A 25790-nucleotide genomic window follows, 5' to 3' on the forward strand; every position below is an offset into this window, starting at 1 on the left:
GCAATGCGATAGGATGGGCTGGGAGGAACGACGAAAGCCGCCATGATCAGGCCAAATGAACGAGAGGCGAAATGACATCCGCCATGACGATCGAAGTTCCTGTCCTCGACAATCCCGACCCCAAGACGCTTGCCGAAGAAGTCTTGATGTCGCTCAAATACCGGATCGGCAAGGACACCACGGTCGCGACCCCCTATGACTGGCTGACGGCCTCGATCAAGGTGGTGCGCGATCGCATCGTCGATCACTGGATCCAGGGAACCAAGGAGGCATACGACCAGCAGGAAAAGCGGGTCTATTACCTTTCGCTCGAATTCCTGATCGGCCGCCTGATGCGCGATGCCTTCTCCAATCTCGGTCTGATGGAGAACATGCGCCAGGCGCTATCCTCGCTCGGCGTCGATCTCGACCTTATCGCCGGCCTCGAGCCGGACGCCGCGCTCGGCAACGGCGGCCTCGGCCGGCTCGCCGCCTGCTTCATGGAAAGCATGGCGACCGTCGACATCCCTGCCCATGGCTACGGCATCCGCTACGCCAACGGTATGTTCCGCCAGGAAATCCAGGGTGGTTGGCAGGTCGAATTGCCGGAGACCTGGCTCGACCACGGCAATCCCTGGGAGTTCGAGCGGCGCGAGCGGTCCTTCGAGGTCGGCTTCGGCGGCTCGGTGGAATCGATTACCTCAAAGGATGGCCGGTTGGAGCGCCACGTCTGGAAGCCGACCGAGCATGTGCTGGCCGTCGCCTACGACACGCCGGTGGCCGGTTGGCGCGCCAACCGGGTCAACACGCTGCGGCTCTGGTCCGGCATGCCGATCGACCCGATCCTGCTCGACAAGTTCAACGCCGGCGATCACATCGGCGCGCTGGCCGAAAGCAACAAGGCCGACGCGCTGTCGCGTGTGCTTTATCCGGCTGACTCCCACATGGCCGGCCAGGAGCTGAGGCTCAGGCAGGAATATTTCTTCTCGACCGCTTCGCTGCAGGATATCGTCCAGCGCCACCTCAGCCAGTATGGCGACCTGAAGTCCTTGCCAGACAAGGCGGCCATCCACCTCAACGACACGCATCCCGCTGTCGCGGTGCCGGAACTGATGCGGCTCCTGATGGACGTTCATGGCATGGATTTCGACCTTGCCTGGGACATCACCAAGCGCACCTTCGGCTACACCAACCACACGCTACTGCCGGAGGCGCTGGAAAGCTGGCCGGTGCCGCTGTTCGAGCGGCTTTTGCCCCGCCACATGCAGATCGTCTACGCCATCAACGCGCAGGTGCTGCTGGAGGCGCGGGCCACCGGAAAATTCTCGGGCGACCAGATTGCCCGCATCTCGCTGATCCAGGAAAATGGCGACCGCCGGGTGCGCATGGGCAACCTGGCCTTTGTCGGCTCGCATTCGATCAACGGCGTCTCGGCGCTGCACACCGAACTGATGAAGGAGACGGTATTCGCTGATCTCCACAAGCTCTATCCCGACCGCATTAACAACAAGACCAACGGCATCACGCCGAGACGCTGGCTGATCCAGTGCAATCCTGGTCTCACCGCGCTTGCGCGCGAGGCCATCGGCGAGCGCTTCATGGACGATATCGAGAGGATCAAGGATCTCGATCCGCTCGCCGACGACGCGGCCTTCCGCGAAAAGTTCGCCGGCGTGAAGCGCCAGAACAAGGCGCGGCTGGCCAATCTCGTCGCCGACCGGCTCGGTATCAGGCTCGACCCGTCGGCGCTGTTCGACATCCAGGTCAAGCGCATCCACGAATACAAGCGCCAGCTGCTCAACATCCTGGAAGCGATCGCGCTCTATGACCAGATCCGCTCGCATCCTGAGCGGGACTGGATGCCGCGCGTGAAATTCTTCGGCGGCAAGGCGGCGCCGAGCTACCATAACGCCAAGCTGATCATCAAACTGGCAAACGACGTCGCGAAGGTCATCAACGGCGATCCGTCGGTGCGCGGCCTGCTGAAGGTCGTGTTCGTGCCGAACTACAATGTCAGCCTGGCCGAGGTGATGATGCCGGCCGCCGACCTCTCCGAGCAGATCTCGACCGCCGGCATGGAGGCGTCGGGCACCGGCAACATGAAGTTCGCGCTGAATGGTGCGCTCACCATCGGCACGCTTGATGGCGCAAATGTCGAGATCAAGGAACATGTCGGCGACGACAACATCTTCATCTTCGGCCTGACAACGGCGGAGGTCGCCGAGCGACGCAACAATGGCTACAATCCGCGCGGCGTGATCGAGGCTTCGCCCGAGCTGTCGCAGGCGGTGTCCGCCATTTCTTCCGGCGTCTTCTCGCCCGACGATCCCGGCCGCTATCGCGACCTGATGAACGGCCTCTACCAGAGCGACTGGTTCATGGTGGCGGCCGACTTCGATTCCTACGCCGCCTGCCAGCGCGAGGTCGACGCCGTCTGGCGCAACAGCCCCGACTGGTACGCACGCGCCATCCGCAACGTTGCCCGGGTCGGCTGGTTCTCGTCCGATCGCACGATCCGCCAATATGCGAAAGACATCTGGAACGTGCCCGTCTGATATGATTGCATGAGCCACTAGAAATGTGGCCGGTGCATGCCGCCCAAAAGTGCGTAGCGATTTTGGGATCACGGCATGGACCAAAACAAAGACTAGTGCATGCCGCCCAAAAGTGCGTAGCGGTTTTGGGATCACGGCATGCGCCAAAACAAAGATTAGTGCATGCCGCCCAAAAGCGCGTAGCGTTTTTTGGGTCTCGACATGCACCAAGACAAAGAACGGCGCATGCCGGATCAAGGCATGCGCCAGAACAAGATGCCCGGGGAGGGCGACCGCTTGATGAGGAAGCCGCGCGCGACCGCTGCGACAAGCGGGCCGGACGGACTGGCGCCAGCCGGTGATGTTGCAGCGATTGTCGCCGGAACGCATGGCGATCCTTTCGCGGTTCTGGGCGTGCAGGAGGCCGGCAAGGGTTTCGTCGCGCGCTGCTTCGTGCCCAATGCCGAATTCGTCACCGCCTATACGCTGACGGGCAAGGAGATCGGCCAGCTTTCCCGGCGCGACGATGCGGGCTTCTTCGAGGGCAAGGTCTCGATCCGCAAGCGCCAGCCGCTGCGATATCACGCCAGGAACGCCGGCGGCGACTGGTGGCTGACCGACCCCTATTCCTTCGGCCCCGTGCTCGGCCCGATGGACGATTACTATATGGCCGAGGGCTCGCATTTGCGGCTCTTCGACAAGCTCGGTGCCCACATCATCGACCATGAGGGCGCCACCGGCGTGCATTTCGCAGTCTGGGCGCCCAATGCCAGGCGGGTCTCCGTGGTCGGCGGCTTCAACGACTGGGACGGCCGCCGCCACACCATGCGCGACCGCAAGGACACCGGCATCTGGGAATTGTTCATTCCCGATCTCGGCGCGGGCAAGCCGTACAAATTCGAGATCATCGGCCCGGACGGCGTACGCCTGCCGCTCAAGGCTGACCCGTTCGCCTTCGAATCGGAACTGCGCCCGGCGACCGCTTCGGTGACGGCTCCGCCGATGGCGCATCGATGGGGCGACGAGGCGCATCGCAACTATTGGCAGAAAGCCGATCCCCGGCGCGAGGCGATCTCGATCTACGAGGTCCATGCCGGCTCCTGGCAGCGCCGCGACGACGGCACGTTCCTCTCCTGGGACGAGCTCGCCGCGCAGCTGATCCCTTATGCGGTCGACACCGGCTTCACTCATATCGAGTTCCTGCCGATCTCGGAGCATCCTTACGACCCGTCCTGGGGTTACCAGACCACCGGCCTTTATGCGCCGACGGCCCGCTTCGGCGACCCTGACGGCTTCGCCCGCTTCGTCGACGGCGCGCATCGCGCCGGCATCGGCGTCATCCTCGATTGGGTGCCGGCGCATTTCCCGGTCGATGAGCATGGGCTGGTGAAATTCGACGGCACCGCGCTCTACGAGCATGCCGACCCGCGCCAGGGTTTTCACCCGGATTGGAACACCGCGATCTACAATTTCGGCCGCCGCGAGGTGGTGTCGTTCCTCGTCAACAACGCGCTGTTCTGGGCCGAGAAATACCACGTCGACGGACTGCGCGTCGACGCGGTCGCCTCGATGCTCTACCTCGATTATTCGCGCAAGGCGGGCGAGTGGATTCCAAACGAAAAGGGCGGGCGCGAGAACCTGCAGGCCGTCAGCTTCCTGCAGAAGATGAACAAGGAGCTTTACGGCCACCACCCCGGCGTGATGACGATCGCCGAGGAATCGACCTCATGGCCGAAAGTGTCGCGTCCCGTGCATGAGGGAGGCCTCGGCTTCGGCTTCAAATGGAACATGGGTTTCATGCACGACACGTTGGAGTATCTCTCCAAGGAGCCGATCTACCGCAAGCACCATCACAACGAGATCACCTTCGGCCTGATCTACGCCTTTTCCGAGAATTTCGTGCTGCCGCTGTCGCATGACGAGGTCGTGCATGGCAAAGGCACGTTGCTCCACAAGATGGCCGGCGACGATTGGCAGAAGTTCGCCACGCTGCGCGCCTATTACGCCTTCATGTGGGGCTATCCCGGCAAGAAGCTTTTGTTCATGGGCCAGGAGTTCGCCCAGCGCCGCGAATGGAGCGAGGAGCGCGCGCTCGATTGGAACCTGCTCGAATTCGCCCCGCATCGCGGCGTCTGGCAGACCGTGCGGGACTTGAACTACCTCTACCGTTCGCGTCCGGCGCTGCACGCGCGCGACTGCGAGCCGGAGGGGTTCTCCTGGCTGATCGTCGACGACCGCGACAATTCGGTCTTCGCCTGGCTGCGCAGCGCTCCGGACGGAAACCCGATCGCCGTCATTTCCAATTTCACCCCGGTGCCGCGCGAGAACTATCGCGTGCCGCTGCCGAAAGCGGGAAAGTGGCGCGAAATCATCAATACGGACGCCGCCGACTATGGCGGCTCCGGCATGGGCAATGGCGGCGCGGTCGAGGCGAGCGGGGAAGGGAGCGGGTTATCGGCGACGATGCTTCTGCCGCCGCTGTCGACGATCATGCTGGAATTCGTCGCGGACTGGAGCAGATGATATCTCATCCTGCTCTTGCAACGGTCCGGGCAGCTTATTTGGGAGGGTAACAAAATGGCAGAACTCAAAAGAACCCAGCCGCTGGCGCGCGACGCCATGGCCTATGTGCTGGCCGGCGGCCGCGGCAGCCGCCTCAAGGAGCTGACCGACCGGCGCGCCAAGCCCGCCGTCTATTTCGGCGGCAAGACGCGCATCATCGATTTCGCGCTCTCCAACGCGTTGAACTCCGGCATCCGCCGCCTCGGCGTAGCCACCCAGTACAAGGCGCATTCGCTGATCCGCCACCTGCAGCGCGGCTGGAACTTCCTGCGGCCCGAGCGCAACGAAAGCTTCGACATCCTGCCGGCATCGCAGCGCGTCTCGGAAACGCAGTGGTACGAAGGCACGGCCGATGCCGTCTACCAGAACATCGACATCATCGAGGCCTATGGCCCCGAATACATGGTCATCCTCGCCGGCGACCACATCTACAAGATGGACTACGAGCTGATGCTGCGCCAGCATGTCGATGGCGGCGCCGACGTCACGGTCGGTTGCCTGGAAGTGCCGCGCATGGAGGCGACCGGCTTCGGCGTCATGCATGTCGATGCCAAGGACAACATCATCGCTTTCGTCGAAAAGCCGGCCGACCCGCCTGGCATCCCGGACAAGCCGGAATTCGCGCTCGCCTCGATGGGCATATATGTCTTCAAGACCAAGTTCCTCATGGAACAGCTGCGCCGCGACGCGGCCGAGGCCGGCTCCAGCCGCGACTTCGGCAAGGACATCATCCCCTATATCGTCCAGCACGGTAAGGCGATCGCCCATCGCTTCGCCAAATCCTGCGTGCGCTCCTCGCATGAGTCCGAGCCCTACTGGCGCGACGTCGGAACCGTGGACGCCTATTGGGAAGCCAATATCGACCTGACCGACGTCACGCCCGAGCTCGATCTCTACGACCGCGACTGGCCGATCTGGACCTATGCCGAATTGAAGCCGCCGGCAAAATTCGTGCATGACGAGGATGGCCGCCGCGGCGAGGCGATCTCCTCGCTGGTGTCGGGCGACTGCATCGTCTCGGGCGCCTCGCTGCGCCGCAGCCTGATCTTCACCGGCGCCCGAATCAATTCCTATTCCAAGCTCGAGGAGGTGGTGATGCTGCCCGACGTGACTGTCGGCCGCAACGCGCGCCTCACGCGCGTCGTCATCGATCATGGCGTGCAAATCCCCGAGGGGCTGGTGGTCGGCGAGGATCCGGCGCTCGACGCCAAGCGTTTTCGCGTATCGGAAAAGGGCGTCTGCCTGATCACGCAGGACATGATCAACAAGTTGTCGAATCGGTAGGGGTCGATAAACAAGCTGCCGACCCAATCGGGTCGATCAGCGAGCTGACGACCTGATCAACAGATTGTCACTTTGACCTGTCACGTTGAGATCGGAATGTGGAGCGCATGCAGGTTCTGTCGGTCACGCCCGAAATCTTTCCCCTGATCAAGACCGGCGGGCTAGCCGATGTGACCGGCGCCTTGCCGATCGCGCTGGCCGGGAAGGGTGTGGCGATGCGCACGCTCATTCCCGGCTATCCCGTGGTGATGGGCGCCTTTGCCAAGAAGAAGGCCGTCTACCAGTATCCGCTGCTGCAGGGCGGCAAGGCTTCGATCCACGCCGTCAAGATCGGTGACCTCGATCTTTTCGTGCTCGACGCGCCACATCTCTTCGACCGCCAAGGCGGCCCATACGGGACGGTGTCGGGCGCCGACTGGCCGGACAACTGGCGGCGCTTCGCGGCGCTCAGCCAGGCCGGCAGCGACATCGCCGCCGGCGCGATCTCCGGTTATCAGCCCGACATCGTGCATGCCCATGACTGGCAGTCGGCAATGACGCTTGCCTATATGCGTTACGGCAAGGCGGTCGGCGTCCCGTCGCTCATCACTGTGCACAACCTTGCCTTCCAGGGCCAGTTCGGCGCCGGCATCTTCAGCGAGCTCGGCCTGCCGGCCGTGGCTATGCAGCTCGACGGCGTCGAATATTATGGCGGCGTCGGTTTCCTGAAGGCCGGTCTGCAGGCTGCCTGGGCGATCACCACGGTGAGCCCGACCTATGCGCAGGAAATCCGCTCGCCGGAATTCGGCATGGGCCTCGACGGCCTGATCAACATGCGGGCCACCGACCTCTACGGCATCGTCAACGGCATCGATGTCGACATCTGGAATCCCGCGACGGACAAGCATCTGGTCGCTAATTATTCGGCCGAAACGCTTGCAGCCCGCGCCAAGAACCGCAAGGCGGTCGAAGAACGTTTCGGCCTGGAGGCGGATGGCAGCCCGATCGTCTGCGTCGTCAGTCGGCTGACCTGGCAGAAGGGCATGGACATACTGGCCGCGGTCGTCGACGGCATCGTCGCCGCCGGCGCGCGCCTCGCCATCCTTGGCTCGGGCGACGCAGGCCTGGAAGGCACACTGCTTGCAGCGGCTGCGCGCCATCGCGGCCGCGTCGGCGTCGTCGTCGGTTACGACGAAGGCCTTTCGCATGTCATGCAGGGCGGTTGCGACGCCATCATCATCCCGTCGCGCTTCGAGCCCTGCGGGCTTACCCAACTCTACGGCCTGCGCTATGGCTGCGTGCCAGTCGTCGCCCGCACCGGCGGCCTCGCCGACACCATAATCGACGCCAATGAGGCCGCCTTGTCGGCCGGCGTCGCCACCGGTTTCCAGTTCGCGCCCAACGATGGCGCCGCGATGCTCCATGCCATCCGGCGGCTGGTCGAGCAGCATGCGCGGCCGGCGACCTGGGCCTCGATCCAGCGCCAGGGCATGAAGGCCGATGTCTCCTGGGACAAGAGCGCCGAAAAATACGTCGAACTCTATCGCTTGCTGCTTTCGAAAAGGGCTGCCTGAGGCATGATAAAGACCGTCCCCACCAAACCCTATAGCGACCAGAAGCCAGGCACCTCCGGCCTGCGCAAGAAGGTGCCGGTGTTCCAGCAGGAGCACTATGCCGAGAACTTCATCCAGTCGATCTTCGACGCGCTGGACGGTTTTGAGGGCAAGACGCTGGTGATCGGCGGCGACGGCCGCTTCTACAACCGCGAGGTCATCCAGAAGGCGATTGCCATTGCCGCCGGCAACGGCTTCGGCAAGGTGATGGTCGGCCAGGGCGGGATTCTCTCGACACCCGCCGCCTCCAACATCATCCGCAAATACAAGACCTTCGGCGGCATCATCCTGTCGGCCAGCCACAACCCCGGCGGCCCGCATGAGGATTTCGGCATCAAGTACAATGCCGGCAATGGCGGCCCGGCGCCGGAGAAGATCACCGACGCGATCTTCGCCAAGTCGAAGGAGATCAAGAGCTTCAAGATTGCCGATGTCGGCGAGATCGACATCGACACGATCGGCACCGTCAAGGCCGGCGACATGACGGTCGAGGTCTTCGACCCGGTCAAGGACTACGCCGAGTTGATGGAAAGCCTGTTCGACTTCGAGGCGCTGAGGAAGCTCTTCAAATCGGGCTTCAGCATGCGCTTCGATGCCATGCATGCAGTCACCGGCCCCTATGCCAAGGAGATCCTCGAACGCCGGCTCGGCGCGCCGGATGGCACCTGCCGCAATTTCAAGCCGCTGCCGGATTTCGGCGGCCATCACCCTGACCCGAATCTTGTGCATGCGAAGCATCTCTATGACGAGATGATGGGGCCCGACGCGCCAGACTTCGGCGCGGCCTCGGACGGCGACGGCGACCGTAACCTGATCATCGGCAAAGGCATTTTCGTCACGCCCTCGGATTCGGTCGCGATGCTCGCCGCCAATGCCAAGCTGGCGCCGGGCTACAAGGATGGCCTGAAAGGCATTGCCCGCTCGATGCCGACCAGCGGCGCCGCCGACCGTGTCGCCGAAAAGCTCGGCATCGGCATCTACGAGACGCCGACCGGCTGGAAGTTCTTCGGCAACCTGCTCGACGCCGGCATGGCGACCATCTGCGGCGAGGAAAGCGCCGGCACCGGCTCCAACCATGTGCGCGAGAAGGACGGGCTGTGGGCCGTGCTTCTATGGCTCAACATCCTCGCCGCGCGTGGCGAGAGCTGCAAGCAGATCGTCACCGAGCATTGGGCGACCTACGGCCGCAACTACTATTCGCGCCACGACTATGAGGAGGTCGAGAGCGACCGCGCCAACGCGCTGGTCGACGAGCTGCGCGCCAAGCTCGGCTCGCTGCCGGGCACGAGCGTGCGCGGCCTGAAGATCGCCAAGGCCGATGATTTCGCCTATCACGATCCGGCCGATGGCTCGGTGAGCGAGCACCAGGGCATCAGGATCCTGTTCGAAGGCGGCTCGCGCGTGGTGCTGCGTCTCTCCGGCACCGGCACCTCTGGTGCGACGCTGCGCGTCTATATCGAGCGCTACGAACCGGACAAGGCAAGGCACGATCTCGACACCCAGGAAGCGCTGGCCGACCTCATCGCCGCCGCCGACGACATCGCCGGCATCAAGAGCCACACCGGCCGCAACAAGCCGAGCGTGATTACTTGAGGGTGATGGTGCGCGCCTTTCCTTCCCCCCTTGTGGGGGAAGGTAAATCGGCGCCTAGCGCCGAGACGGATGAGGGGTGCTGGCCGGATTGCCGTCGTCGCCAAGCTGGAGCACCCCTCATCCGTCGCCTTCGGCGACACCTTCACCCACAAGGGGAGAAGGGGGAGCCTAGATGACCCTCGGCGCCACCGTCAGCCCCGAAGGCATCCGCTTCGCCGCTTGGTCCTCGTCGGCGCGGCGCCTCTGGGTCTCGCTTTTCGACGCCAGCGGCAACCGCGAACTCGATCGACTGGAGCTGAAGCCGGAAGGCGAGGGCGTGCATACGCTCCTTGTCCCCGGCCTCGGCGACGGCGCCCGCTACGGCTTCCGTGCCGACGGCGACTATGAGCCGGACCGCGGCCTGTGGTTCGACCCGGACAAGCTTCTTACTGATCCTTACGCCGTCGAGATCGATCGTCCATACCAATATCATTGGCGGCTTGCCGCCAAGCGCAATGAAGGCGCCGACACGGGCTCGCTGATGCCGAAGGCGGTGGCTCGGTCCCTGCCCAGGCCAGTGGTACCTCTGCCAACCCTCTTCCAGCGCGGTGGCCTGATCTACGAGCTGAACGTCCGCTCCTTCACCAGGCTCCATCCCGACATCCCGGAAGCACAGCGCGGCACCATCGCGGCGCTCGCCCATCCGGCTGTCGTCGAGCACCTGAAGTGTCTCGGCGTCTCCGCTGTCGAGCTGATGCCGATCACCGCGTCGATCGACGAACGGCACCTGCCGCCATTGGGACTCAGCAACGCCTGGGGCTACAATCCCGTCACCTTCATGGCGCTCGATCCGCGCTTGGCGCCCGGCGGCCTCAAGGAGTTGCGCGACACGGTCGCCGCGCTGCGCAAGGCGGGGATCGGCACCATTCTTGACCTCGTCTTCAACCACACCGGCGAGAGCGACCGGCTCGGGCCGACGCTGTCGCTGCGCGGGCTCGATGCGATGGCCTATTACCGGCACCAGCCGGACGGCCGGCTGGTCAACGACACCGGCACCGGCAACACCGTCGCCTGCGACCATCCGGTGGTGCGCGAGATGGTGCTCGACACGCTTCGCCATTTTGTCCGCTTCGCCGGCGTCGACGGCTTCCGCTTCGATCTGGCGCCGGTGCTCGGGCGCGTCGATGGCGCTTTCGATCCGGACGCGCCGCTGCTTCAAGCCATCGCCGACGATCCCGTGCTCGCCGACCGTGTGCTCATCGCCGAGCCCTGGGATATCGGTCCGAACGGCTATCAGCTCGGCAATTTCCGGCCGCCCTATCTGGAATGGAACGATCGTTGCCGCGACGATATCAGGCGCTTCTGGCGCGGCGATGCCGGCGCGATTGGCGCGCTGGCGACACGGCTTGCCGGCTCCTCCGACGTCTTTGCCACGGAAAGCCAGCCGACAAGCCGGACTATCAACTTCATCGCCGCGCACGATGGCATGACGCTGGCCGATATCGTCGCTTATGAGCGCAAGCACAACGGGGCCAATGGCGAGCAGAACCGCGATGGCCATAACGGCAATCTGTCCTGGAACAACGGGGTCGAGGGGGAAACGGACGACGAGGCGATCAGCCTGGCCCGCTCCAACGACCGGCGCGCCTTGCTCGCCACGCTTTTTGCCTCGCGTGGCACCATCATGCTGACCGCCGGCGACGAGTTCGGCCGCACGCAGAAGGGCAACAACAACGCCTATGCGCAGGACAACGCCATCACCTGGCTGGACTGGGCCGGCCGCGATCAGGCGTTGGAGCAATACACAGCATCGCTGTCGGCGCTGCGCAGGGCTTTTCCCGCGCTGGCGGGCACATGCTTCCTGACCGGCGCGCCCGGCGACGGATCGGAAATCCCTGATGTGTCCTGGCTCACCGAGACCGGCGCGCCGCTCGGCGAGGCCGACTGGAACGATGCCGGCAGACATCGCCTCGTCATGCTGCTCGGCGATAGCGAAGGCGGCCGCCTTGCCGTGATGATCAATGGCGATCGCCGGCAATGTGTCTTCACCTTGCCGGCGCGGCATGGATTTGAATGGCGCCAGGCGATCAAGGCGCAACCGGTCGATCTGGCGCGGCCGCTGCCTGGCCGCAGTGTGAGTTTCTTGATTGAGCGACGGGCGGTGAAGCCCCGCGCCAGGAAGGGGCTGTGATGACCGATGGCAATGCTGGACAGGGTGCACAATGGTGGCGCGGCTGCGTCATCTACCAGGTCTATCCGCGCTCCTTCCAGGATACGACCGGCGACGGCAGCGGGGACCTCAAGGGCATTACCGCGCGGCTCGCCCATATCGCTTCGCTCGGCGCCGACGCGATCTGGCTGTCGCCCTTCTTCAAGTCGCCGATGGCCGATATGGGCTACGACGTTTCGGACTACCGCGAGGTCGATCCGATGTTCGGCACGCTGGAGGATTTCGACGCGCTCATCGCCGAGGCGCATCGGCTCGGGCTGAGGCTCATCATCGACCAGGTGATCTCCCATTCTTCCGACAAGCACGAATGGTTCGTCGAAAGCCGCGCCAGCCGCGACAACGCCAAGGCCGACTGGTACGTCTGGGCCGATGCGAAGCCGGACGGCAGCGCGCCCAACAATTGGCAATCGCTGTTCGGCGGCCCCGCCTGGGAGTGGGACGCCACCCGCCGGCAGTACTACATGCACAATTTCCTGGCCGCGCAGCCGGATTTCAACTTTCACAGTCCGGAGGTCCAGGATGCGCTGCTCGACACCGTGCGCTTCTGGCTGGAGCGCGGCGTGGACGGCTTCCGGCTGGATACCGTCAACTACTATGTCCACGACCGCTGGCTGCGCGACAACCCGCCTTTGGCCGAGAGTGTTGCCGGCACCAATGGCTCGACCAGCACCTACGGGTTCCAGGAGCATCTCTTCGACAAGACGCGGCCCGAGAATCTCGAATTCCTGAAGCGCTTCCGCGCGCTGCTCAATGAATATCCCGACCGCGCTGCGGTCGGCGAGGTGGGCGACGAGGAGCGTTCCTTGCAGACACTCGCCGCCTATGTCTCCGGCGGCGACAAATTGCAGATGTGCTACACCTTCGACCTGCTCAGCCCGCAATTTTCCGCCGCCCATGTGCGCGGCTGCGTCGAGGCGTTCGAGACGACCGCTCCGGACGGCTGGGTCTGCTGGGCCTTCTCAAACCATGACGTCGTGCGCCATGTCAGCCGCTGGACACGGCCCGGCGAGAGCCCGGACGCGGTGGCGAAGTTCTCGATCGCGCTGCTGTCATGCCTGCGCGGCTCGATCTGCCTCTATCAGGGCGAGGAACTGGGGCTGGAGGAAGCCGAGCTCGCCTATGAGGATCTGCGCGATCCCGTCGGCATCCGCTTCTGGCCGGGCGTGAAGGGCAGGGACGGCTGCCGCACGCCGATGGTCTGGGAAGCGGGGGCCGAGAATGCCGGTTTTTCGACGGCCAAGCCGTGGCTGCCGGTGCCGCCGGCGCATCGCGGCCGCGCGGTCGGCATTCAGGATGGCGAGGGCGGGTCCGTGCTCGCCGCCTATCGTTCGATCCTTGCGCTGCGCAGGCGTCATCCGGCGCTGATCCAAGGCTCGATCCGCTTTCTCGATGCCGAGGGCGATGTGCTCGCCTTCCTCCGCCAGCAGGAGGACGAGAGATTGCTCTGCGTCTTCAACTTCGCCGCGGAGCCGGCGAACTGGGCGCTGCTGGCCGAGATCGGGGATGTCGAGATAACGCCTCTTGCCGTTGATGTTGCCGGCGTTCTTGGCGGAGTTGTCGAGGAGAGCGCGCTGGCTCTGCCGCCCTTGGGCAGTTTTGTCGGAAGGATTGGCTGATAGCGGCCTACTGGACGAGGACCGAGCGGCCGCATGTCGCGCCGGTCACGCGCACATCGGCTTCGCCGACACGGACGCCAAGCGCCCCAAGCACGTTGTAGACCAGGCTGTCGACCGGCGCGGTCACGCCGTTGAGCAGCGTCGTCACCGCGGGCTTCACCGCGCCGAGCAGGGCGGTCACGTCGAGGCCGAGTCCCATCGCATTGACCGAAAGCGACAGATTGTTGACCAGCGATGTCGTCAGCGATTGCGTCAGGTTCTTTGTCGACACTGTCTTGATCGCCTTGTTGGCGATGTCGGTGGCCCTGTAGGTCAGCGTGGTCGGCACCATGTTGGTGATCGAAAAGGCCGACGATCCTTTGATCTGCAGCAGGTTGAGGTTGATCAGCAACAGCTTGAGGCTGACATCCGCGATCTCGGCGTCGGAGAAGGATAGCGGCTTGGTGAAGTCCGCGAAACCGCTGGCGTTGCTGTCGGCCAGATGAGCCTCGACGACGCCCGGTTGCGCCGCGATCGAAACCTTGATGCTGGAGGGGCCGGTCGGACAGGTGATGTCAGTCAGCTTGGCCTCGGCATAGGCGACCTCGATATTAAGCGGCAGGTTGACGGCAAGCAGGTTGATGCCGCCGCCGAGATTGGAATTGCCGACGGTGACGCTGGCATTGAGCTTGATGCGCGTCTGCGCCGTGCGCACCACGGTGCCTGCTTCCCCCACCGCAAGCCAGGGCGAGTTCTGCATGGGCTCGCCGATGGCGATGGCAAGCGTCGTCGATGCCAGCCCCGGTATTGTGGCGCCGAGATTGACCGCGACCTGGTTCGTGCCGTTGGCGAGTGCCGCCGCGGCCGTCAGCATGCTGAGCGCGCTGGCATCGACCGACAGCCCGGCCGGCTTTTGTCCAAGCCCCAGGCTGCCCACCGAGCCAAGGTCAACGAGAGTGCTGAGAGGAATCTTGGCCGTATTGGTGGCGCTGGAAGCCACGGTCTGCAATGCGATCTTGGCCGTACGGTCCAGCCCCGGCACGTTGGCCATCGCGGTGGCGATCTGCCCGACCGTTGCCTTCGAGGCGAGCACGTCCGAATAGGAAACGCCGGTCAGCCTGAGCTGCACGGCAAGTTGGTCGACGAAGGAGAGCACGTCGACATCGGCTGAGATCAGTGAATTGTAATCCATCACGCTGAGCGAGATGTTGCCGCCGAGAAGGCCGCCGATGAGCGCGTTGAGAATGCCGCCATTGAGACTGGCGAGGCGTGAGCCGACCGAGAAAGCCGCTTGCGGCTGCGCGCTGGCGATGGCCGCCGTGCCGAGTGTGGGCGGCGCCATGATCGAGCCGGCGAAATACAGCGTGCCTTGCTTCTTCAACGACACCTGCACTGCATTGTAGGGCAGCTTGCCCGCCTCGAACCGGCTGCCGGCGGCAATGGTGCTGACGCCCGTGTAGCGTCCCGGCACGATCTGGACGACCGCCTTGCTGGCGGTTGGCGCCACGTTGGTGCCTTGTTGCTGCACGGCGACCGAGGTGATGCCGTTGTCGGCAAGCGTCGTCAGGACCGCTTGCTGGGCATTGGTGATGTTTGAGGCCGCGGTGATGGCGGCAAGGTCGACGATCGACTGCGCCGCGCGGCGTTCATTGTAAAGTGAGCCCTCGTCGATCGCGAATGCGGTCAGGGCCAGTGCCACCGGCGTGCACAGCGCCGTCATGACTGCGAAATTCGCACTACGGTCGGCGACGAGCCTTCTCGTCGCCGCCATCAATCCCCCCTTGATGGGCATCATATGCCTCCGACACGGATGGTGGACTGGCGCTCGATCGTCGTGCCCGGCAGAGGCAGCGTCTTGAACAGATTCCAGATCGGCAGGTCACGCGCATCGTAGGTGACGGAGACGACGAACTGGCTGCCATCGGCGACACTGTCCTTCGCGTTGACGGTCAGCTTGTCGGGATCGACGAACGGATAGCCCGAGACGTCGTGCGCCATGAAATCGGTGACCAGTGCCTGCCGTTCGGTCTGGTTGAGGCCGGCGATCGCCGTTCGCGCCGCATCGGCGGCGATCTGCTGCACTGAGTGGCTGGCGCCGAAATAGATTCCATATGCAACCATGCCGAGCAGAAGCAGGATGAAGATCGGTGCAAGCATGGCGAATTCGACCGCCGACGTGCCCGCGGCGTCCGCCCGGAAACAAGACCAAGAGACACGGAATTTTCGGTTTTTCAGCATGATGCGGAGAATGCCAAACCCCGCCTGCAAAAACAGAAAACGCGCCGAACAACCGGCGGGTGTGTCAAGTTGAAGTAAGGTTTAGAACATTAGTTTTCGCTGTTTTAGCGTGATGATGCTCACTTTGCGTCAAGCAGGCAGTGGTTGAAATAAGATTTCGCTCTGTCTAGTCTCCTGCCACCAGCAGCCGGAAGGGACCGGCGGCACGCCTCAAAGGGGGCCGTTTCAACGGTTCCGGGCGTCAACACTTAAGAAAGGCGCGGCTGAGGGGCCGCGCCGACAGGGAGAACTTCATGCTGAAAAACATGCTGAAGGCGACGGCGTTCGCCACCACCTTGGCTCTGGCTACGGGCTCCTTCTACACGCAAGCTTTCGCCGAAACCGTCTACAACCGCGGCGCCGCCGCCGAGGCGGAGACGGTCGATCCACACAAGACGTCGACGACCTACGAAGCCGATATCATACGCGACCTGTTCCAGGGCCTCGTCATGCATGACCAGAAGACGAACCTCATTCCGGGCGCCGCCGAAAGCTGGACGGTGTCCGACGACGGCACCGTCTACACCTTCAAACTACGCAAGGACGGGCTCTGGTCGGATGGCAGTCCGGTGACGGCGGACGACTTCGTCTATTCCTTCCATCGGCTGGAAGATCCGGCCACCGCTGCGGAATACGCCTCAATGCTCTATCCGGTGAAGGGCGCTGAGGATTTCAACACCAAGAAAGGCAAGGCCGAGGACATGGGCGTGAAGGCGATCGACGCCAACACCCTTCAAGTCACGCTGAAGGCTCCGACGCCCTACTTCCTCGAGATGCTGACCCACCAGGCGACCTATCCGGTCAACAAGGCTTCCATGGACAAACTCGGCGCCGACTGGATCAAGCCGGGCAAGCTGGTCTCGAACGGCGCCTACACGCTGGCGGAGTGGGTTCCCAACGACCATATGAAATTGGTCAAGAACCCGAAGTTCTGGGACGCCGCGAGTGTCAAGCTCGACGTGGTCAACTACATCCCGACTGAAGACCGTTCGTCGGCGATGAAGCGCTTCGAGGCCGGTGAACTCGACAGCTATGGTGACCTGCCGACCGAACAGCTTGCCGACCTCAAGACCAAATTCGGTGATCAGGTCCGTGTCGGGCCATATCTCGGCACCTATTATTTTGCGATCAAGACCGACAAGGCGCCTTGGGACAATGTCGAGCTGCGCAACGCCATCTCGATGGCGATCGACCGCGACTTCCTGGCCGAGAAGGTGTGGCAGAACTCCATGCTGCCCGGCTATTCGATGGTGCCTCCGGGCATTGAAGGCTACACGCCGGCACTGGCCAAATACGCCGACACGCCGCAGATCGACCGCGAGGACGAGGCCAAGAAGATCCTGGAGAAGCTCGGCTATACGCCTGAGCATCCGCTGAAGATGGAGATCCGCTACAACACCTCGGAGAACCATAAGAACACGGCGGTCGCCATCCAGGAACAGCTGAAGCCGCTCGGCGTCGAGGTGACGCTGCTCAACACCGACACCAAGACCCACTATGCCTTCCTCGAGCAGAAGGGCAATTACGACGTGGCCCGCGCCGCCTGGATCGCCGACTACAAGGATCCGGAGACCTTCCTTGGCATCTCGCGCAAGGCGAGCGGCAACAACTACTCGAGCTACAACAGCCCGGCTTACGAAGCCGCGATGGACAAGGCGGCTGCCGCCGGCGGCAAGCCCGAGGAGCGCATGAAGGACCTCGCCGCAGCCGAGCGCATCCTGGTCGACGACGTCGGCGCGATTCCGTTGCTCTACTACAGCTACCACGACATCGTTTCCTCGAAGCTGCATGGCTTCGAGGACAATGTGATGGACATTCATCCGTCCCGCTTCATCTCCAAGGACTGACAAATAACCTTGGCCGTGTCGCCGCTCTCTTTTTGAGAGCGGCGCTCGCGGTCTGTCGTCGTGCCGGGCCGAAAGTCGGATTGGATTTTCGAGTGCCCCGGTGCGAAGATCAGAGATGCCAGCGCGCCACGGATCTTCGACTGGAGAGCCTGTCGCCCTGGCTGAAGCGGGGCGCCGATGCTGCGTTATGTCTTCCGGCGGCTGTTGACCGCCATTCCGACGCTGTTCGTCATCGTGACGGTGGCGTTCTTCCTGATCCGCGTCGCACCGGGCGGCCCGTTCAACCAGGAAAGGGGCCTGAGCCCCGAGATCAGGGCCAATCTTGAAGCCCAGTTCGGCCTCAACGATCCGCTCTGGCTGCAATATGTCCACTATATCGGCAATCTTTTGCGCGGCAGTTTCGGCCCGAGCTACAACCTGCCGGATTTCACCGTCACGGAACTGTTCGCCAAGGGCCTGCCGATCTCGGTGCAGATCGGCACGTCGGCGCTGGTTCTGGCGCTGCTGTTGGGCTCCGTCCTCGGCACTATCGCGGCGCTCAATCAGAACAAGCTTGCCGACTATTCGGTGATCGCCTTGGCCACCGCCGGCAGCACCATCCCGACCTTCGTCATCGCGCCGGTGATCCAACTGGTCTTCGGGCTGTCCTGGAAGCTTTTGCCGATCGGCGGCTGGGGGGACGGCGCCTTGATCAACAAGGTCGGGCCCGTGCTGACGCTGGCATTGCCGCAGATCGCCATCGTCGCGCGCCTGATGCGCGGCTCGATGATCGAGAGCCTGCGCTCGCACCATATTCGCACCGCCCGCGCGTTGGGCCTCTCCGACTGGTCGGTGGTGGTCAAGCACGCGCTGCGCGGCGCCGTGCTGCCGATCGTCTCCTTCACCGGCCCGGCGGCGGCGGCGCTGCTCACCGGCTCGATCATCGTCGAGACCATCTTCTCCATTCCGGGCGTCGGCCGCTATTTCGTCGATGCCGCGCTCAACCGCGACTACACGCTGGTCATGGGAACCGTGGTGGTGATCGCGCTCTTCACAATCGTCTTCAACCTGATCGTCGACCTGCTCTATGCGGTCGTCGATCCGAGGGTGCGCTATGACTGACCTCGCCGTCGCCGTGCCCGAGCCTATCGCCGGCCGTTCGCTCTGGGGCAATGCCTGGGCGCGGCTGAAGCGCAACCGCGCCGCGATGTTCAGCCTCTATTACCTGGCGTTCATTGCCGTCATCAGCGTGTTCGGCCCCTGGGTCGCGCCGCATGAATACACAACCATCTATGGCGACTATGTGCGCATGCCGCCAAGCCTGTCGGCCTATCCGAAGCCCGACATGATTCAGGGCGCGCTCACCGATGCCATCAAGCGCATGCGCGCCGATATCAAGGAATGGCATCAGGACGGCAATCGGGTCATGGTCACCGTCACCTCGACCAAGCCGATCGACGACCGTAACATCCGCTATCTCGACCGTTCCGACGCCTTTGACGACACCAGGATTGAGAACAAGTCGCCGGACGGCCGCGAAGTGACGATGAGCTCGACCGTCAAGCGGCAATATTTCTACTTCGGCACCGACAACACCGGCCGCGACCTGCTTTCGCGCACGCTGATGGCCGGGCGCATTTCGCTCGCCATCGGCCTGCTTGCCGGCGTCGTCGCCGGCGTCATCGGCGTCATCTATGGCGCGACGGCCGGCTTTGCCGGCGGCAGGGTGGACGAGGTGATGATGCGCATCGTTGACGTGCTTTATTCGCTGCCTTTCATCTTCTTCGTCATCATGCTGGTTGTCTTCTTCGGCCGCAACTTCGTGCTGATGTTCCTGGCGGTGGGCGCGGTGCTGTGGCTCGACATGGCGCGCATCGTGCGTGGCCAGGCGCTGTCGATCCGCAGGCAGGAATATGTCCAGGCGGCCGAAGCCATGGGCGTTGGCCAGCGCGGCATCCTGCTGCGCCATGTCATCCCCAACCTGCTTGGCCCTGTGGTGATCTATATGACGCTGCTGGTGCCACAGGTCATCATCCTGGAGAGTTTCCTTTCCTTCCTGGGCCTCGGCGTGCAGGAGCCGATGACCAGCTGGGGCGTGCTGATCTCGGTCGGCGCCAAGAACATCGGCTACGCCAACTGGCTGCTCCTGTTCCCGGCCTTCTTCCTCGTCTCGACGCTGTTTGCCCTGAACTTCGTCGGCGACGGCCTGCGCGACGCGCTTGATCCGAAGGACCGCTGACATGGCCGCCGAAACGATCCTCAGCGTCAAGGACCTGTGCGTCCGCTTCCAGACCCTCGACGGCACGGTGGAGGCGGTCAAGGGCATCAACATCAAGGTCAATGCCGGCGAGACCGTCGCCGTCGTCGGCGAATCCGGCTCCGGCAAGAGCCAGACGATGATGGCGGCAATGAACCTTTTGTCCTCCAATGGCGAGGCGACTGGTCATGTCGACTATCGCGGCCAGAACCTTCTGACCCTCCCGAAGAGCGAGCTCAACAAGGTGCGCGGCCGCAAGATCAGCATGATCTTCCAGGAGCCGATGACCTCGCTTGACCCCCTCTACACCATCGGCAACCAGCTGATGGAGCCGATCCGCCGGCACCGCGGGCTTTCCGGGCCGGCGGCGCGGGAAGAAGCGCTGAAGCTGCTCAAGCTGGTGCATATCCCGGATCCCGAGCGGCGCATGAAAGCCTATCCGTATGAGATGTCGGGCGGCCAGCGCCAGCGCGTCATGATCGCCATGGCCTTGGCCAACGATCCCGACATCCTTATCGCCGACGAGCCGACGACGGCGCTCGACGTCACCATCCAGGCGCAGATCCTGATGCTGCTGGCCGAGCTGCAGCGCAAGCTGGGCATGGCGATCGTCTTCATCACCCATGACCTCGGCATCGTGCGCCGCTTCGCCGATCGCGTCTACGTCATGCGCCAGGGCGAGGTGGTGGAGGAGGGCGACGCCGAGGCACTCTTCGCCAATCCGCAGCACGCCTACACCAAGATGCTGCTCGCGGCCGAGCCGACAGGCACCAAGGCGGCGCCGCCGGCCAATTCGCCGGTGCTGCTCGAGGGCCGCAATGTCGAAGTGGTCTTCAAGATCGGCGGCGGCTTTCTCGGTGGCGAGCCACTGATGCTGCACGCGGTGGACAAGATCTCGGTCCGGCTGAAGCGCAACCAGACGATCGGCATCGTCGGCGAGTCGGGTTCCGGCAAGTCGACGCTGGGCCGCGCGCTGCTCAGGCTCTTGCCCAGCGACGGCGTCATCCGCTTCGGCGACCGCGACATTTCGGACGCCGATCGCCAGGCGATGCGGCCGCTCAGGCGCGAATTGCAGCTTGTTTTCCAGGATCCGTTCGGCTCGCTGTCGCCGCGCATGACGGTCGGCCAGGTGATCACCGAGGGCCTCTTGGTGCACGAGCCTGCGCTGACCGGCAAGCAGCGCGACCAGCGTGCCGTCGAGGCGTTGCGCGAGGTCGGCCTCGATCCCAACGCCCGCAACCGCTATCCGCACGAATTCTCCGGCGGCCAGCGCCAGCGCATCGCGATTGCCCGCGCCATGATTCTAAAGCCAAAGGTGGTGGTGCTGGACGAGCCGACCTCGGCCCTCGACCGCTCGGTGCAGAAGCAGATCGTCGAGCTCCTGCGCAAGCTGCAGGCCGATCACCAACTGTCCTATCTCTTCATCAGTCACGACCTCGCGGTGGTGCGCGCTATGGCTGACTACATCATCGTCATGAAGCAGGGAAAGATCGTCGAGCAAGGGCAGACGGAAGAAATCTTCGGCAATCCGCGCGAGGCCTATACCCAGACGCTGATGAACGCGGCGATCGATACGACCAGGTTCCGGATCAGCGCTTGAGGCCGGCTGACCGGGCGGCGCGCCGGCTCACTGCGCGGAGGGGCACCGTTTGTTTCTGGCCGCGATGATCGTCTGCTGCTGTTGCTGCAGCTTCTCGATCCTGGCCGTGTCGCGATTGGCCACGACCCTCTTCACGCGCTCGCCGCCGAGCAGCCAGCTCGGCACGCTGGTGTTGGCGACCTTGCCGCGGCTGATTGCAGTCCGTGAAATATCGGTGGCGGTGTCGCCGACCGCATTGTTGAGCTCGGCGCAATTCATCTTGTCGTCTTTCGCCGGATCGAGAGATGCGGCGGTCGATGAGCAACCCGCGGCGAAGAGTAGCGCCGCGATTACAGGCAAAATGGCTGTCAGTGTGAACTTCATTCTCTCACCTGGTCTCGCCGTCCCCGATCGTTTCAGCTAGGTCGCCATTAGGCCAAGATAAGGGCTCCCCGTCGAGCACAATGATCGGCAACAGCGCTTCAAGCTTATTGTTCAGTACTCGACGTTGACGAAAGGCGGGAGCGACAAGCGCCCAAGTGCTTGTTTTTTCTGGTCGCAGTGACCCCTATCAGACGTCAGGTTCTTGATGGCGGCCGGTGGCTATCCTGGATCGTCATTCTGAAGCAACGCCGCGGGCGCCTGGCGCGCGCCAGAACCTAGATTCCGGCCGGGGACGGCATTCCCTTGTCGCCAACTGGATCGATATCCTCCGATATCTCCTGCCGCAGTTTCGGTCCCTTGGCCAAACGCCTGCCCAAGGCAGAGACGAAAGCCTCATAGCGTTCGGCCGCCTTGGCACGAGCCGCCTGGGCCGCAGGTTCCGGCAAGGCGGGAGTGGTCGCCAGCCAAAAGCGGACAAACACCGCAAGCGTCTCGACCGCGATGCCTGTGTCGCGCTCCTGCCGGCCCAGCCGCCGATCGACTTGGTCGAGGCGTTTGACGATCGCCGCCTCGCGACGCTCATCCGCGTCCGGCGACAAGAACGACGCGATCGCGGCCTCCGCGATCATGGACTGGGATTGTCCGCGCCGCGTCGCGCAATCCTGAAGCATCTTCATGACTGCCGGATCGAGATAGACAGAGATCTGCACTTTTTTCTTTCGATTGGTCATGGCACCTACAATCCCATGCCGTCATCGGGGTCGAGCGAGACCTGCCGCGCTGTGCCCTTCATGAGGCGCGCCAGGCGGCGGTTTGTGACAGCTTCGCCATCGTCAGTATCGTCGGCCGCGTCGATACCGAACTCGTTCTCGATAGGGCCCGCTTTCTCGATCGGGCTCACGCGGTTCAGTTCGGGTTGTTGGCGCTGCTCGGACTCGGTCGGATCCTCATCTCGCTCCTGGAGCGTGCCGGCAGCTTCGTCGACCTCGGGCTGTTTCAGGATCGGCAGGCTACTCCAATCGTTAGGGCGAGCTTTTTCGGGACGCGCCAGCTCGGGCGGCGACAGGACGCGTTCGCGCAAGCGGATATCCTCGTAATAGCGCGCCTTATCAGCCCTGATCGGTGATGTGCCCGCCACCATGACGATCTCGTCGGTCGGCGGAAGCTGCATGATCTCGCCAGGTGTCATCAACTGGCGGGCGGTCTCTTGCCGCGACACCATCAAATGTCCGAGCCAGGGTGAAAGCCGGTGGCCGGCATAGTTCTTCATCGCCCGCATCTCGGTTGCAGTGCCGAGCGCGTCAGACACACGTTTGGCGGTCCTTTCATCATTCGTTGCAAAGCTCACGCGCACATGACAGTTGTCGAGGATGGAATTGTACTCGCCGAACAGAGCAAAGCAGATCGAGTTTGTCACGCAGCACCTTAAGGAAGGAGGTATCTTCGTCTTCGTCGAAAAATTCCGGGCCGTTGACGAAAACGACTACGCGCGCCGGGAGTGGCAGAAGGATTTCGGTTTCAAGGCTCGATATTTTCCACAAGAGGAGATCGAGAAAAAGAAGACCGATGTTCTCAAGACGATGTTCAACAACGAGGTGACGCTGGAAGAGATGTTCCACGCAACTGGCATGCACTTCAACCACTGCGTCATGACGTGGAATAGCGGAAATTTCTGCAGCCTTGCTGCGAGCAATAATAGAGAAAATCTCAACCTGTACCTTTCGCAAATGGCAGCCCCCGCCATTCCAAATGAGTATGTTTACGAGGCCAGCTTATATCGGGCCAACACAGATTATGCTGCCGCTTTGCAAGAAAAGTGATGCTCAAGCGGTACCCCTCCAGACCGACCGAGCAATGCGGCAAATGCACACTCATTGGCGCGATGCGTGCGGAGCACCCCGAACACGTTTGGCCGAAACAGATATGATCGTGACGACATCTGCAGAGCGCCCTCATGACAAAAACGGCAACGCCCTTCGGTTGCTGGCCTGCGCCTTGGCGGCAGCGGATTGCGGCAGTCTGCGGCAGGCTGCAACGGCGCTGAGAGTCCGTGAATCCAGCGTAAGTCGCAGCGTCGTTAAACTCGAACAGCTTTTGGAGATGCAACTGTTCGAGCGCGACGTTCGCGGCGTCCGTTTGACCGAGGAAGGCCGAGCCTGGACCGAGGTCGCTCGGATGCATTACGAAGGTTTGCAGGCAGTTTTTCGGGACGCCCGCAACAGTCGGAACGCAAAGACACTCAGGATTGGCCTGTGCGCTGTGGGCGGTGGACAATTCCTGAAGCGCCTGATCGATCGCTTCCGCAAATCATATCCACATGTCAGTTTGGCCATTGAGGATATTTTGCGTGAACAATGCCTGACAGCCGTACGCCGTCGGCGCTTCGACATCATCTTTGCGCCTGGGTTCGGCGAAGTCACCTCTTGCCGCGCCGAGATGTTCTGGCAGGAGCGTATCTTTGTTCTCGTGCCCACCGGTCATTCCCTTGCCGAAAAGCGGGTGGTCACGTGGGCAGATCTTGCGGGGATGCAAATGCTCGTGCCGGCCGGAACCAGCGGACCGCTGCTGGATTGGCCTACCCTGGAAGGCATCGTTACCGACGCATGCCGCCCAACTGTCAACATGTGCCAAGGTGGCCAAGCGAGTGTCATCTTCAATGTGCAGCTAGGTCAAGGCGTTACACTAGCCGGTGAGAGCTTCGCGCGAAATGTAGCCTTTGATGCGACGGTATGGAAACCTATTGATGGCCGTAACGGTCTCTGTTCAATCAAAGCTTTCTGGCTTGAAACGAATCCGAAACGTGCCGTTTTGCGGCTGATTGGCCTTGCCAGAAACATGGCGAATACGGGGCCGGGTCCGCCACACTCGCACAGTGCAAGCCGTTAGTAGCCATGTCCCGATCACTTCCGCGGCGGGGATTTTCCGAGCAGGGCCGGATCGGCCAGGTAGACGGCAAGCTGCCATTCGACGTCGGATCCCGCAACGAGCGGAAATGCGCATTCTTGGCCTCCGAATTCTCGACGACCTCGACAAGATGGTTGTCAGATCGCGCCAGAAGATCAAGTTGCGCGACGACGAGCGTGCCGGCGGCGTCTATCGCACGGAGCAGCTTGGAGAGGGCAAGTCGGAGCCGTGCTTCTGGATAATTGTCTCCCAGCCGCCCGAACGCAGTTCCGTCTCCTGTGTTGCTGTTCGTCAGTGGGACGCGTGCATAGCCGATCCACTGGACTAACCGTGGTTGAAAATTGAGCTTTCATGTAATACCTATTTGGAGTACGGTATTACCAAGGAGCAGATATGACCACCACCGTCACAGCCAAGGGACAGGTGACCATCCCGAAGCCGGTTCGTGATCTTCTTGGCATCGTTCCCGGGAGCAAAGTCGATTTCCGCCGCGCCGCCGATGGCAGCGTGGTGCTTGCGCGCGCCGACAAGAAGCAGCCGCCGAGCCGCTTCGCCAAATTGCGTGGCCATGCCGGCAAGGGGCTCGATACGGATGCGATCATGGCGCTAACGCGTGGTGAAACGTGACGCTTGTCGACACCAACGTCCTCCTCGATCTTGTCACCGATGATCCCAAGTGGGCGGATTGGTCACTTTATCAGCTTGAAGCAGCGAGCCTTGATGGCCCCTTGCTGATCAATGATGCGGTTTATGCTGAGCTTGCTGTTCGCTATGAACGCATCGAGCATCTCGAGGCATTTGTCGATGGGGCTGGGCTCGAAATGACTTCCATGCCGCGAGCCGCCCTGTTTCTGGCGGGCAAGGTCTTCACACACTATCGGCGGGCCGGTGGATCAAGGACCGGCGTGCTACCTGACTTCTTCATTGGTGCGCATGCGGCTGTCGCACAGCTCCCGCTGTTGACGCGCGATGTGAGGCGCTACCGGACGTACTTTCCGTCATTGAAGCTGATTGCGCCGAATGTATGAGTCGCCGCGGATCGCATCCCCTCCAGAGGAGACCGTAAGAAACAGTTTCATCCACTGTCTGAAGCTTTTCGCCAACGAGTCCAGCCGCACTTGGAACAATATCTAATCTAAGGCGATTGTCGGAGGACCATTGATCAGGCAGGGCGGTAAGGGTCAGCAGGACAAGGCACTGGGCAATCGGTCAGAA

The 25790-nt window shown here is 62.8% G+C and carries 21 protein-coding genes and 1 pseudogene; 16 read left to right on the plus strand and 6 right to left on the minus strand.

Annotated features, from left to right (window positions below):
* The first annotated feature begins 71 nt into the window (after nucleotides 1-71).
* The 7 genes from P9272_RS09920 (at nucleotide 72) to P9272_RS09950 (ending at nucleotide 13369) form a co-directional block, all read left to right on the plus strand.
* A complete protein-coding gene (locus tag P9272_RS09920) occupies nucleotides 72-2534 on the plus strand; it encodes a glycogen/starch/alpha-glucan phosphorylase (RefSeq protein ID WP_278160402.1) in 2463 nt (820 codons plus the stop codon).
* A gap of 279 nt (nucleotides 2535-2813) precedes the next feature.
* Nucleotides 2814-5036, plus strand: coding sequence for a 1,4-alpha-glucan branching protein GlgB (gene glgB, locus P9272_RS09925; RefSeq protein ID WP_128257772.1), 2223 nt, complete (start codon nucleotides 2814-2816; stop codon nucleotides 5034-5036).
* Nucleotides 5037-5090: 54 nt separating this feature from the next.
* On the plus strand, nucleotides 5091-6359 hold the full coding sequence (glgC, locus tag P9272_RS09930; protein ID WP_128257510.1) for a glucose-1-phosphate adenylyltransferase: 1269 nt from the start codon (nucleotides 5091-5093) through the stop codon (nucleotides 6357-6359).
* A gap of 107 nt (nucleotides 6360-6466) precedes the next feature.
* Entirely contained in the window at nucleotides 6467-7912 is a 1446-nt protein-coding gene (gene glgA, locus P9272_RS09935; protein ID WP_278160403.1) for a glycogen synthase GlgA, read from the plus strand.
* 3 nt (nucleotides 7913-7915) lie between these two features.
* The gene (locus tag P9272_RS09940; protein ID WP_278160404.1) at nucleotides 7916-9544 is read left to right on the plus strand and encodes an alpha-D-glucose phosphate-specific phosphoglucomutase; all 1629 of its coding nucleotides are present in this window, start codon (nucleotides 7916-7918) and stop codon (nucleotides 9542-9544) included.
* A gap of 172 nt (nucleotides 9545-9716) precedes the next feature.
* Nucleotides 9717-11714 (plus strand): glycogen debranching protein GlgX, encoded by a 1998-nt coding sequence (glgX, locus tag P9272_RS09945; RefSeq protein ID WP_278160405.1) that lies wholly within the window; start codon nucleotides 9717-9719, stop codon nucleotides 11712-11714.
* Nucleotides 11714-13369, plus strand: a complete 1656-nt coding sequence (locus P9272_RS09950; RefSeq protein ID WP_278160406.1) for an alpha-glucosidase family protein — start codon at nucleotides 11714-11716, stop codon at nucleotides 13367-13369. Before glgX ends, P9272_RS09950 begins: the two co-directional genes overlap by 1 nt.
* 7 nt (nucleotides 13370-13376) lie before the next feature.
* Here the strand turns inward: P9272_RS09950 and P9272_RS09955 are convergent, their stop codons facing one another.
* Together P9272_RS09955 and P9272_RS09960 are read right to left on the minus strand one after the other, a co-directional pair.
* Nucleotides 13377-15140, minus strand: coding sequence for a pilus assembly protein TadG-related protein (locus P9272_RS09955; RefSeq protein ID WP_278160407.1), 1764 nt, complete (start codon nucleotides 15138-15140; stop codon nucleotides 13377-13379).
* Entirely contained in the window at nucleotides 15140-15505 is a 366-nt protein-coding gene (locus P9272_RS09960) for a TadE/TadG family type IV pilus assembly protein (RefSeq protein ID WP_278160409.1), read from the minus strand. The genes P9272_RS09955 and P9272_RS09960 overlap by 1 nt, the downstream gene beginning before the upstream one ends.
* 374 nt (nucleotides 15506-15879) lie before the next feature.
* Between P9272_RS09960 and P9272_RS09965 the strand changes: the two genes are divergently transcribed.
* The 4 genes from P9272_RS09965 (at nucleotide 15880) to P9272_RS09980 (ending at nucleotide 21308) form a co-directional block, all read left to right on the plus strand.
* On the plus strand, nucleotides 15880-17472 hold the full coding sequence (locus tag P9272_RS09965; RefSeq protein ID WP_278160410.1) for a peptide ABC transporter substrate-binding protein: 1593 nt from the start codon (nucleotides 15880-15882) through the stop codon (nucleotides 17470-17472).
* A 177-nt stretch (nucleotides 17473-17649) separates the two neighbouring features.
* Nucleotides 17650-18573, plus strand: a complete 924-nt coding sequence (locus P9272_RS09970) for an ABC transporter permease subunit (protein WP_278160411.1) — start codon at nucleotides 17650-17652, stop codon at nucleotides 18571-18573.
* A complete protein-coding gene (locus tag P9272_RS09975) occupies nucleotides 18566-19690 on the plus strand; it encodes an ABC transporter permease subunit (RefSeq protein ID WP_128257519.1) in 1125 nt (374 codons plus the stop codon). The genes P9272_RS09970 and P9272_RS09975 overlap by 8 nt, the downstream gene beginning before the upstream one ends.
* A 1-nt stretch (nucleotide 19691) precedes the next feature.
* Nucleotides 19692-21308 (plus strand): ABC transporter ATP-binding protein, encoded by a 1617-nt coding sequence (locus tag P9272_RS09980; protein WP_278160412.1) that lies wholly within the window; start codon nucleotides 19692-19694, stop codon nucleotides 21306-21308.
* A 27-nt stretch (nucleotides 21309-21335) separates the two neighbouring features.
* Here P9272_RS09980 and P9272_RS09985 read toward each other — a convergent pair whose 3' ends face one another.
* The 3 genes and pseudogenes from P9272_RS09985 to P9272_RS09995 all read right to left on the minus strand — a co-directional run.
* Nucleotides 21336-21671, minus strand: coding sequence for a hypothetical protein (locus tag P9272_RS09985; RefSeq protein WP_278160413.1), 336 nt, complete (start codon nucleotides 21669-21671; stop codon nucleotides 21336-21338).
* A 275-nt stretch (nucleotides 21672-21946) separates the two neighbouring features.
* Nucleotides 21947-22402 (minus strand): CopG family transcriptional regulator, encoded by a 456-nt coding sequence (locus tag P9272_RS09990; protein ID WP_278160415.1) that lies wholly within the window; start codon nucleotides 22400-22402, stop codon nucleotides 21947-21949.
* A gap of 5 nt (nucleotides 22403-22407) precedes the next feature.
* A pseudogene (locus tag P9272_RS09995) lies at nucleotides 22408-23049 on the minus strand (type IV secretory system conjugative DNA transfer family protein); the annotation flags it as partial.
* Between P9272_RS09995 and P9272_RS10000 the strand changes: the two are divergent.
* Complete coding sequence (locus P9272_RS10000; RefSeq protein WP_278160416.1) at nucleotides 23048-23491, plus strand: hypothetical protein; 444 nt, start codon at nucleotides 23048-23050, stop codon at nucleotides 23489-23491. The pseudogene P9272_RS09995 and the gene P9272_RS10000 sit on opposite strands and share 2 nt — an antisense overlap.
* 103 nt (nucleotides 23492-23594) lie before the next feature.
* Nucleotides 23595-24557, plus strand: coding sequence for a LysR family transcriptional regulator (locus tag P9272_RS10005; protein ID WP_278160417.1), 963 nt, complete (start codon nucleotides 23595-23597; stop codon nucleotides 24555-24557).
* On the opposite strand, the gene P9272_RS36080 is transcribed toward P9272_RS10005, so the two are convergent.
* Entirely contained in the window at nucleotides 24439-24780 is a 342-nt protein-coding gene (locus P9272_RS36080) for a hypothetical protein (RefSeq protein WP_347404047.1), read from the minus strand. The genes P9272_RS10005 and P9272_RS36080 overlap by 119 nt on opposite strands.
* Here P9272_RS36080 and P9272_RS36085 point away from each other — a divergent pair.
* The 3 genes from P9272_RS36085 (at nucleotide 24664) to P9272_RS10020 (ending at nucleotide 25603) form a co-directional block, all read left to right on the plus strand.
* Entirely contained in the window at nucleotides 24664-24903 is a 240-nt protein-coding gene (locus tag P9272_RS36085) for a hypothetical protein (RefSeq protein WP_347404046.1), read from the plus strand. The genes P9272_RS36080 and P9272_RS36085 overlap by 117 nt on opposite strands.
* A 65-nt stretch (nucleotides 24904-24968) precedes the next feature.
* The gene (locus P9272_RS10015; protein WP_128257526.1) at nucleotides 24969-25202 is read left to right on the plus strand and encodes an AbrB/MazE/SpoVT family DNA-binding domain-containing protein; all 234 of its coding nucleotides are present in this window, start codon (nucleotides 24969-24971) and stop codon (nucleotides 25200-25202) included.
* Nucleotides 25199-25603, plus strand: a complete 405-nt coding sequence (locus P9272_RS10020) for a type II toxin-antitoxin system VapC family toxin (RefSeq protein WP_128257527.1) — start codon at nucleotides 25199-25201, stop codon at nucleotides 25601-25603. Before P9272_RS10015 ends, P9272_RS10020 begins: the two co-directional genes overlap by 4 nt.
* The last annotated feature ends 187 nt before the right edge of the window (nucleotides 25604-25790 follow it).

Origin of the sequence: Mesorhizobium sp. WSM4976 (assembly GCF_029625685.1) — a bacterium.
Taxonomy (GTDB): Bacteria; Pseudomonadota; Alphaproteobacteria; order Rhizobiales; family Rhizobiaceae; genus Mesorhizobium.